This is a genomic window from Ferrovibrio sp. GW821-FHT12F09, from assembly GCF_058806775.1.
The window spans coordinates 1355657-1368059 of sequence record NZ_JBXAPZ010000001.1; the positions used below are offsets into that span (position 1 = coordinate 1355657).

Annotated in this window: 1 protein-coding gene; it reads left to right on the top strand. The window is 60.5% G+C overall.

Annotation, left to right across the window (positions count from 1 at the left end):
- The first annotated feature begins 922 nt into the window (after positions 1 to 922).
- Positions 923 to 12355 (top strand): beta strand repeat-containing protein, encoded by an 11433-nt coding sequence (locus tag AC1ROB_RS06830; protein WP_492971952.1) that lies wholly within the window; start codon positions 923 to 925, stop codon positions 12353 to 12355.
- Positions 12356 to 12403: the final 48 nt, after the last annotated feature.

Here is a 12403-nt window from a genome sequence, read left to right on the forward strand (position 1 = left end):
GCTTAACCTTGTCGCGGCCCTGCGTGAGGCCGTAGACGGAAATTTTGATCGTGTTGCGTCCTGCCTCCGGGTCGGAGGCTTCGTGAACTGCACCCCGGACTTTGCATTTGTCCCCACGTGGTCAACGGCGCATCGGATTGCTTCCATGAGGTATTCGGTAGCGCAATCGCGGCGCATGTCCGAACGGCTATTCGCGTGAATCAGTTGCCGCAGGGTTCGGCTGTTGCCGTGGATGCGATCTTCGCCGTGCACGCCTCCTAAATGATGTGTTTTATCACTAGACTTTTCATATTTCTCTTCGACAGTGACTGCGTCTGGCTAGTAGATTTTTGCCACTTAGCATCCGGCGGAGGTAAAAATACCCGGTCAGTAGATTTTCCGAATTTGATATCTGCCGGTAGATTTTATTGGAATCAGTTCAGTGACCGAATTGGTCAGTAGGATCTGACTGAGTAGGGATTACGCTACGAACTCTGGTGAGGAGATAGCGCCTTGCCAATAAAACTTGGCGGCTTTGATGGGGCTCGATTAGTGCGATATGTGCCAGGCTTTGCGAAGTCTATGTGCCCATCTGTCAGCGCTGGTTAGCGGCGGCAGATATACCTTCAGACCGCGCTGCTGCCTCTGCTTATGAGCAGTGTTCAGCGGTTCGATGCAATTGGGAGCGGTAGGCGGGTCGATTGGCGGCCGTTAGCAAGAAGAGGCCCGGCTGGTCGCCCAAATCACGACGGATATGTCTTCGGTATTTGCGCTAAATGGTCGACACCCGTGCAGGTCGTGTTGATAGTAAATTTATATGACACGGCAACTTATAATTTATGAAGTTATCCACAAGTCCTCTTTAAGTATTTGACTCCGTACCAATAGTTGTGAAGCCTCATAATACCGCATCTATAAGACGGTCATATGAGGGGGCTCAGCCATGGCGATTATTACCGGTGATTCTTCTGATAACACCCTCAACGGTACCGCTGCGGCGGATCAAATCTCTGGTCTGGCCGGCAACGACACACTTTCCGGCGGCGGCGGTAACGATCTTATCGATGGCGGTGCAGGAGCAGATGCGCTGGATGGTGGGGCCAATGTCGACACGGCGACCTATGCTGGTTCTGCAGCAGGCGTAACCGTCAATCTAGCGACAGGTGCTGGCAGCAGCGGTGACGCCGATGGCGACACGTTGAGCGGCATCGAGAATCTCACCGGTTCTGCCCATGACGACACATTGACCGGCGATGCCGGCGACAATGTGTTGGATGGGGGGGCTGGGAATGACATGCTAGATGGCGGCGACGGCAACGACACGCTGATCGGCGGCACTGGCGCCGACACGGTGGTGGGCGGCGACGGCACAGACACGGCGAGCTACGCCAATGCGACGTCGTTTGTTCAGGTCGCTCTTGATAACAGCATTATCAATGCCGGCGAAGCCGCTGGCGATACGCTCAGCAGCATTGAGAATCTCACAGGGTCAGCCTTCAACGATCTTTTGGTCGGCGACGCCGGCAACAATTTGCTCGATGGTGGCAATGGTAACGATACGCTGGTCGGTGGCGCTGGCGCAGATACCATTAATGGCGGGGCGGGCGCCGCGGATACTGCCACATATGCGCAATCTTCGGCCGCCGTGACCGTCAATCTGGCGACCGGTACGGGCAGTGGTGGCGATGCAGAAGGCGACACACTGACGGGCGTCGAAAGCCTGTTCGGCTCGTCCTATGACGATACGTTGATCGGCGACGGCAACGCCAATGGCCTGACCGGCGGCGCCGGCGCCGATGTGATCAATGGTGGTGGCGGCACCGATACGGCGCAGTATACAGGCTCTGCCACTGGCGTGACCGTTAACTTGAGCACTGGCACCGGTGTCGGCGGTGATGCCCAAGGCGATACCCTGATCAGTATCGAAAACCTCAATGGCTCTTTCTTCGATGACACGCTGACCGGCGATGCGTCGAATAACAGCTTCACCGGCAATGCCGGCGACGACACGCTGGATGGTGGTGACGGCAATGACACGCTGACCGGCGGTGCTGGCGCTGATACGTTGATCGGGGGCAATGGCACGGATACCGCGAGCTACAGCAGCTCAGCTGCCGGTGTGACGGTCGATCTCAGCGCCGGAACCGGTGTCGGCGGCGATGCCCAGGGCGATACGTTGACCGGAATCGAGAACTTGGTCGGTTCCAACCAGGTCGATACGTTGACTGGCGACAGCGCCAACAACAACCTGAACGGTGCCGGCGGTGCCGACACCATTGATGCCGGCGACGGCAACGACGTGCTGACCGGCGGTGCAGGTGCCGATGTACTGATCGGCGGTAATGGCACAGATACCGCGAGCTACAGCAGTTCGGCCTCAGGTGTGAATGTCAGCCTGACCACGGGCACCGGCCTGGGCGGTGATGCCCAAGGCGATACGCTGACTGGGATTGAGAACTTGACCGGCTCGGGTTCCGTCGACCGGCTCACCGGCAATGCCGGCACCAACGTGTTGGACGGCGGCAACGGCAACGACACGCTGGAAGGCGGCGCGGGCGCCGACAGCCTGGTCGGCGGCAGCGGTACGGATACCGCCACCTATGCCGGCTCGGCTGGCGCAGTCACCGTCAATCTCGCCACCAACAGCGGTGTGGATAACGATGCGCAGGGCGATACGTACAACAGTATTGAGAATCTGATCGGTTCGTCGGACAACGACAGCCTTACCGGCAGCAATGGCGACAACGTCATCGATGGCGCGCTGGGGGATGACTTTATCGATGGTGGCCAGGGCAATGATGTCCTGATCGGCGGCGGTGGCGCAGACACCATTGTTGGTGGCAGTGGCACGGATATGGCCAGCTATATCGGTTCCAGTGGGGCCGTGACTGTAGACCTGTCCACGGGGACCGGCACGCGAGCTGATGCCGAGGGCGATACGCTCACCGGCGTCGAGAACCTGCTCGGCTCGAATTTCGACGACATTCTGACCGGCGATGTCGGAAATAACGTGATCGACGGTGCGTTGGGTGATGATGTCATCGATGGCGGCGACGGCCATGATGTTCTAATCGGTGGTGGTGGTGCCGATGCGCTAACTGGTGGCAACGGTTCTGACTTGGCGCTTTATGCCGCTTCGGCCTCTGGCGTGACCGTCAATCTGGATACCGGCACTGGTGCGGGTGGTGACGCTCAAGGCGATACGCTCACCGGCGTGGAAAATATCACCGGCTCCAATTTCGATGACGTGCTGACCGGCGATGCCGGTGTCAATGGACTGGATGGCGGTCAAGGCAACGACCTGCTGGAAGGCGGCGCGGGCGGCGACTTCCTGACCGGCGGAGCGGGCACGGATACCGCCAGCTATGCTGGCTCGGTGGCCGGCGTGACGGTTAACCTAACCACCGGAATCGGCACGGGTGGCGATGCCCAGGGTGATACGCTCGCCACTATCGAGAATCTCATTGGCTCAGAATTCGATGACTCGTTGATCGGTGACGGTAACAACAATGTGCTGACGGGCGGTGAAGGCAACGACAGCCTCAGTGGGAATGGTGGTGCGGATACCTTGGATGCCGGTGCCGGCGATGATGTGCTGGCCGGCGGAGCCGGTGCCGATGCGCTGGATGGCGGTGATGGCATCGATGCGGCTGATTACAGTGCTTCGGCGCAGGCAGTGACGATCGATCTGGAGGCCGATACTGGCCATGGCGGCGATGCCGAGGGCGACACGCTGGTCAATATCGAGAACCTGATCGGCTCGGCCCAGAATGACAGCCTGACCGGCGATACCGGCAACAACATCATCATCGGCGGCGGTGGTGCCGACAGCATCGACGGTGGCGCCGGCACCGATACGGCATCCTACGCCACGGCCACGGCCGCGGTCACGGTCGATCTTGGCGCCGGCACGGGCGCGGGCAGCGACGCTGGTGGCGATACCTATGTCTCGATCGAGAACGTCATCGGGTCGGACTTCAGCGACACGCTCATCAGCGGCACAGCCACTGGCGCAGTGCTGGACGGCGGCGCAGGCAACGACACCATCGTGATACAGGCAGCCAATACCACGGCCATCGGCGGTTCGGGAACAGACACGGCGTCTTTCGCCGGCGCTGCGGCCGGCGTGACGGTGGATCTTGCTGCGGGCACCACCAGCAACGGCGATACGCTGATCAGCATCGAGAACGTCACGGGGTCGGCTTACGGCGATACGATCAGCGGCGGCACGGCCTCGGGCAGTGTGATCGACGGCGGAGACGGCGACGATACCATCATTGTCACCGCCAGCAGCGCCACAGTGATTGGCGGCGCTGGTACCGATACGGCATCTTACGCTGAAGCCGCGGCGGCCGTGACTGTGAACCTGACCACCGGCACCAGCAGCAACGGCGACACGCTGATCGACATCGAGAATGTGATCGGCTCGGATTACGGCGACACCATCACCGGCGGCACTGCCACAGGTGCTATGCTGGATGGCGGCGACGGCAACGACGCCATTGTGGTGACGGCTGGCAGCACCACGGTGATCGGTGGCAGCGGCACCGATACAGCTTCGTTTGCAGCAGCCGCGGCCGGCGTAACGGTGGACCTGACCACCGGCACCAGCAGCAACGGCGATACGCTGATCGACATCGAGAACGTAGTCGGCTCGACCTATGGCGACACTATCACCGGCGGCATCGCGGCAGGTGCTACGCTGGACGGCGGCGACGGCAACGACACTATCGTGGTGACCGCCGGCAATACCGCGGTGATCGGCGGTGCAGGCACCGATACGGCCTCCTATGCCCAGGCCGCGGCTGCAGTGACGGTGAACCTAATCACCGGGACCAGCAGCAACGGCGACACCTTCACGAGCATCGAGAATATCGTCGGCTCGGCCTATGGGGACACCATCACCGGCGGCACCGCAACGGGCGTGGTTCTGGATGGCGCCGATGGCGACGACACTATCAATGTGACGGCTGGCAGCACCGCGGTGATTGGCGGCAACGGCAGCGATACGGTTTCGTTTGCCAGCGCGGCGGCAGCTGTGACTGTCAACCTCGGCACCGGCACCGGCAGCGGTGGCAATACCTTCACCGGTATCGAGAACGTAGTCGGTTCGGCATACGGCGATACCATCACCGGCGGGGCGACGAGTGGCGCCACGCTGGATGGCGGCAACGGTAACGACACCATTGCCGTGAATGGCGCCAATACCACTATCATCGGTGGGGCAGGTAACGACGCGGTCTCTTATGCCAGCGCCACGGCCGGCGTGACGGTCGATCTGACGGCCGGCACCAGCAGCAACAGCGATACGATCATTGGTGTCGAGAGCGTGATCGGCTCTGGCTTTGCCGACGCCATTACCGGCAGCGCGACGACCGGCGGCACGCTGAATGGCGGCAACGGCAACGACACGATCATCGTGAATGCCGCTAGCACGGCCGTCATCGGCGGTGCGGGCACGGATTCCGTGTCGTTTGCCAATGCCGCGGCTGGTGTGACCGTGAATCTGTATACCGGCACCGGCAGCAACGGGAACACCTTCAACACGATCGAGAATGTGATCGGATCGACCTATGACGACACCATCATCGGCAGCCTGACCACGGGCACCACCTTAGACGGTGGAAACGGTAACGACCTGATCAACATCATGACGGGCAGCACCACCGCGATCGGCGGCGCGGGCAACGATACCGTGTCCTATGCCAATGCCGGCAGCGGCGTAACCATAAACCTGAGCGCGGGCAGTGGTGGTGCGGGCGACACCTATGTCGGTATCGAGAATGCCATCGGGTCTAGCAATGCCGATACCATCATCGGCGGCACCAATACCGGCGCCACCCTAGACGGAGCGCTCGGCAATGACACTATCGTCGTCAGTGCCGGCAGCACCACAGTGATTGGCGGCAGCGGCACCGATACCGTCTCTTATGCCAATGCCTCGGCCGGCGTTGCCGTAAATCTGGTGACGGGCACCGGTGGCAGCGGCGATACCTATAACGGTGTCGAGAGCGTCACCGGCTCTGACTTCAACGACACTATCACCGGTGGAACCGTCACTGGCGGCACGCTGAATGGCGGCAACGGGAACGACACCATCATCGTCAATGCCAACAGTACCGCGGTTATCGGCGGTGCGGGCATCGATACGGTGTCTCATGCCAATGCGACCGCTGGCGTGACCGTCAACCTGACGGCCGGCACCGGCACCACCGGTACCTATAGCGGCGTCGAGAGTGTGATCGGTTCTGGCTTCAATGACACTATAACCGGCAGCGCGACGACCGGCGGCACGCTGGATGGTGGCAACGGCAACGACACCATTATCGTAGGCGCGGCCGGCACCACGGTGATCGGCGGCGCAGGCACCGATACGGTGTCCTATGCTCTGGGCACGGTAGGCGTCACGGTTAACCTGCAGACCGGCACCAGCAGCAACGGCGATACCTTGACCGGTATCGAGAATGTAATCGGCACCAGCTTCGCCGATACCATTGTCGGCAGCAGCATCGGCGGCGCGACCCTGACTGGTGGCAATGGCAACGACACCTTCGTCGTGAATGCCAGCGGCACCACGATGCTTGGTGGGGCGGGCATCGATACGGTGTCCTATGCCAATTCTTCTGTCGGCGTGACCATGGATTTGCAGTCTGGTGTCAACAGCACTGGCGATACCATATCCCTGATCGAGAGCATGATCGGTTCGGCCTTCAACGACACCATTACCGGCACAGTCACGCAGGGCGGCACGCTGAATGGTGGCGATGGCAACGACACGATTGTGGTCAATGCCACAAATACCACGGTAATCGGCGGCTCGGGTATCGATACAGTATCCCATGTCACGGCAGCTGGCCCGATCACGGCAAACCTGACGACGGGTATCAGCAACACCGGAACCTACAGCGGCATCGAGAGCATTATCGGCTCGATCCACAATGACACCATCGTCGGCGGCACTGTCTCCGGCGGTACCCTGGATGGTGGCGCAGGCAACGACCTCATCACCGTCACCGTTGGAGGCACCAACGTGATCGGCGGTTCCGGGACAGATATTGCCGTCTTTTCCGGCGCGCTGGCTAGCTACACAATCACCTATGGCCCAAGCAGTGTTACCGTCGCCGGCGGTGGCCTGAGCAGCGCAGTCACCTTGACTGGTGTTGAAGGCCTGCAATTTTCCGATGGCGGCGTTGGCAGTGCTCTGACCGGTGCGATCAATGGTACGGCGGCCGGCGAGACAATTTACGGCACGCCTTACGAGGACATCATCAACGGCCTGGGCGGCAACGACACCATCTATGGCCTGGGCGGCAATGACGTGATCGATGGCGGCGCTGGTTCGGACACCATGGATGGCGGCGACGGCATCGACACGGTAAGCTATGCCAGCTCGGCCGCGGCCGTGACCGCCAACCTGAATACGGGGGCGGGCGCCGGCAGTGATGCTGCAGGCGATGTACTGGCCAACTTTGAGAATATCATTGGCAGCAACTTCGCCGACACGCTGATCGGCAATGCCGGCAACAACACCTTGATTGGTGGTTTGGGTGCCGACGCGATGAATGGGCTAGATGGTATCGATACCGCCAGTTACCGCTATGCCGCGGCGGCCGTCACGGCCCGCCTGGACAATACAACGCGGGCCGGTGAAGCCACGGGCGACACATACAGCGCTATCGAAAATCTGGAAGGATCGAATTTCAACGACATCCTGGCCGGAAATGCCGGGGCCAATACGCTGTGGGGCCTGAACGGCAACGACCAGCTGTTTGGCAACGATGGTGCCGATATCTTGGTTGGCGGCCTTGGTGCCGATACCCTTAATGGCGGCAATGGCCTCGATACGGCGGATTACAGCGGCAGCCAGGCCGCGGTGACCGTCAGCCTGACCAACAACACGGGCTCTGGCGGTGACGCCACGGGTGATACCTTCAACACGGTCGAGAATCTGACCGGATCGGCCTTCGATGATAGTCTGCAGGGCGATGCCAATGCCAATGTGCTGGATGGCGGAGCAGGGACCGACACGCTCTACGGCATGGATGGCAACGACACCCTGATTGGTGGAGCAGGGGCTGACGTGCTGATCGGCGGCAATGGCTCCGACGCGGCCAGCTACAGTACGGCGCTGGCGGGTGTGATCGTCAATTTGGCCACCGGCATCGGAACAGGCGATGCCAATGGCGATACCTTCACCGAAATCGAGAACCTGATCGGTTCCACCTATGCCGATACCCTGACTGGTGACGGCAACCAGAACACCATTGAAGGCCTCGGGGGTGCCGATGCGGTCAATGGTGGTGCCGGGTCCGATACGGCATCGTACCGGACGTCGGCCGCTGGTGTGACGGTCAACCTGCTGACCAATGTCAATACCGGCGGCGACGCGGCCGGCGACACATTGACCAGCATTGAGAACCTGCTCGGTTCGGCCAATAACGACAGCCTGACGGGCGACAACAGTGACAACATCATTAACGGCGGTCTCGGCGCCGATACGCTGAATGGCGGCGCCGGCATGGACATCCTCAGTTATGTCAATTCCGCCGCAGCAGTCACCGTCAACCTGACGACCAATACAGCGTCGGGCGGCGATGCAGCCGGCGACGTCATCAGCAACTTTGAAGGCCTGCAAGGATCGACCTTCGATGACAGTCTGATTGGCAATGCCAGCGACAGTACCTTCCTGCTGAGTGCAGGCCAGGACTCCATTGATGGTGGCGCTGGTTTCGATACCATTGATTACAGTGGCCTGAACTCATTGGCCACCTGGACCCAGGTGGTGTTCAACCGGGTTGATGGTTATTCGAAATATGTCGGATCGACGGTCGGCAATGCCATCAACAAGGATCAGCTGCTCAACTTTGAATCTTTCATCGGAACCAAATTCGGAGACCTGTTTTACGGGTCTGCTGCCAATGAGATATTCGAAGGTGGCGTCGGCGCGGATATCATGAGCAGTGGCGGTGGCATCGATACGCTCAGCTATCTGCGGTCCTCGGCCGGGGTCAGCATCAATCTTGCCACCGGTTACGCTGATGGTGGTGATGCCACGGGCGACGTCTTCCTGGGAACTTACTATAATGCCTGGGGACAGGCCTACACCGCGTTGGGCGTCCATAACATCTGGGGCTCGGCTTACAGCGATACACTGATCGGCGACGGCAAAGACAACCTCATGCGCGCCGGTGCAGGCGCCGATATCCTGGATGGCGCCGGCGGTTCGGATACGCTGGATTATTCGACCTCCACTTCCGGAATCTCGGTCAATCTGGCCACCAATGTTGTTGCAGGCGGCGATGCCGCGGGCGACACGATCAGTAATTTCGAGAGCGTGATCGGCACGGCCTATAACGACACCCTTGTTGGTACGGTTGCCGACAATACCTTCCGTGGCGGCGCTGGCGCCGATACGATGACTGGCGACGCCGGTAACGATACGATCAGCTATGCCGGATCAAGCGCCGGCGTCTCGGTCAACCTAGCCACCAATGCTGTCTCGGGCGGCGACGCCCAGGGCGATGTGATCAGCAGCTTCGAGAATGCAGTCGGCTCGTCCTTCAACGACACGCTGATCGGCACGGCCGGGGACAACATCTTCGATGGCGGCGCCGGCGCCGATACGATCAATGGCAGCGGCGGTACTGATACCGTCACTTACGCCAACTCGTCAGTCGCCGTCTCGGTCAACCTGGGAACGGGTGCCGCCAGCGGCGGCGATGCAGCCGGTGATGTACTGACCAGCATCGAAAACCTGATCGGTTCGGCCTTCAACGATGTGTTCACCGGCGACGCCAACGCCAATCGCTTCGAAGGTGGTCTGGGCAACGATACGATGAATGGTGGCGACGGCGATGACTGGTTCATCGGCGGCGGAGGCAATGATGCCATGACTGGCGGCAATGGCATCGACACGGTCGATTACAGGACGGGGACGGTTGCCGTCACGGTCAACCTTACCGCCGGTGCCGGCACGGGCGGCGATGCCCAGGGCGATACCTATGGCACGCTCGAGAATGTCCTCGGCACGGCTTACAACGACACCATTACCGGTAGTGGTGCTGCCAACCGCATCGAGGGTGGGGCTGGCGATGATGTGATCGATGGCGGCAACGGCGATGACTGGATCATCGGTGGTGATGGCATCGACAATATGAATGGCGGCGGTGGTATTGATACTGTCGATTACAGCGCCGCGACCAGCTGGCTGGCGATCAGCCTGCTGAACGGCAATGGATCGGGTTACGCCTATTGGGAATCGATCCTGAACTTCGAAAATGCCATCGGTTCGATTTACGGTGATTCGATCCAAGGCAGCAATGTCGCCAATCGCATTGATGGCGGTGCCGGTGACGACACGATCCTTGGTGAAGACGGAGATGACTGGGTCATCGGCGGCGATGGCGTTGATACCATGAATGGCGGCAATGGCATTGACACTGTCGATTACAGCGGCGCGGCCGAATATGCAGTTGTCAGCCTTCTGAATGGCATGGGCGTGCTTGGTTCCGCCTGGTCGGAGGTAGTTCTGAATTTCGAAAATGCCGTCATGACCAACTATAACGACGAGGTCGAAGGCACCAATGGCATTAATGTCATCAGCGGCGGTGCCGGCAACGACATGATCTGGGGGCTGGACGGGAATGACATCCTGAACGGCGGCTCCGGCGCGGATACCATTGATGGTGGCGCAGATATAGATACAGTCACCTATGCGACCTCGTCGGCCGGCGTGAGCGTCAACCTGGCAACGGGCGCCGCCTCGGGTGGTGATGCGGCCGGCGATGTGCTGACTAGCATCGAAAACCTGATCGGCACGGCCTTCAACGACACGCTGGTCGGCTCGACCGGAAACAACACCATCGAAGGCGGGGTGGGCGCCGACGCCATCAATGGCGGCGGCGGCAGCGACACAGCCTCTTACGCAGGCTCGTCGATTGCCGTATCGATCAACCTGCTCACAGGTGCCCTTTCGGGCGGCGATGCGGCCGGCGATGTGCTGACCAGCATCGAGAGCCTGATCGGGTCTGCTTTCAACGATACGCTGGTCGGCGACACCAATGCCAACCGTCTCGAAGGCGGCCTGGGCAATGACGCACTGAATGGCGGTGACGGCGACGATATCCTGGTCGGTGGTGCAGGCAGCGATGCGATGACCGGTGGCAACGGCATCGACACCGTGGATTACAGCTCTGCCGCCGCGGCGGTCACGGCCAACATGGGGACCAACTCCGGCAGCGGAAGCGATGCGGCTGGCGACACCTTCAACGGCATCGAGAACATGATTGGCTCTGCCTTCAACGATACGTTGACCGGTACGACGATCGCCAACCGTCTGGATGGTGGCGCCGGTAACGACACGCTGAACGGCGGTGATGGCGACGACTGGCTCGTCGGCGGCCTCGGCAGCGACACACTCAATGGCGGCAACGGAATCGACACAGTCGACTACAGCGCCGCAACTTCGGCGATCTCGGTCAATCTGCTGATAAATTCGCAGGGTGGCTATGCTGCGGGTGACTCGATCGCCACCGTCGAAAACGTCCTTGGTTCGGACTTCAATGACACCATCGTCGGCAATACCCTGGCCAACCGCCTGAATGGCGGTGCCGGCGATGACACGCTAAATGGTGGTGACGGCGATGACGTGATCATCGGCGGTGATGGCGTCGATTATATGGATGGCGGCAACGGTATCGATACTGTCGACTACAGTGGCGCAACCGAAGGGGCTGCCATTAGCCTTCTGAATGGCATGGGGTACAGCGGTCCCGCCTGGTCCGAGACAATTCTGAACTTCGAGAATGCTGTCATGGGTAACTATGACGACAGCGTCGAAGGCACTAATGCCGCTAACGTTCTGAGCGGTGGCGCAGGTAATGACAATATGTGGGGTCTGGATGGTGCCGACACGCTGAATGGCGGCGATAACAACGACATCCTGAATGGTGGCATCGGCAACGACTCTCTCACCGGTGGTCAGGGCAACGATACCTACCAGATAGCCCGCGGCGACGGCGTGGATAGTATCTATCAGGCCGGAATCACTGATGCGGCCTCGACCAACGATGTCGTCCGGTTCATGTCTGGTGTGGCCTATAACCAGCTCTGGTTCCGCCAGAGCGGCAACGACCTGAAGATCGACGTCATCGGCGAGACGAGCAGTAGCGTGTTGATGAAGGACTGGTATACCGACAGTAGCCGCCGGGTTGACAGCATCCAGACTGAGGATGGCAGCCACAGCTTGACGGCGGCAAATGTCCAATCTCTGGTCAATGCTATGGCATCCTACAGTCCGCCGGCGGCTGGTCAGTTCACGCTGGATCCGTCGACGGCCAGCGCGCTCGCACCGGTCTTTGCTACGGCCTGGGCATAGTACGAAAACAAGCATGACGCCGGCCCCGTAGACGGGGCCGGAGAGGCG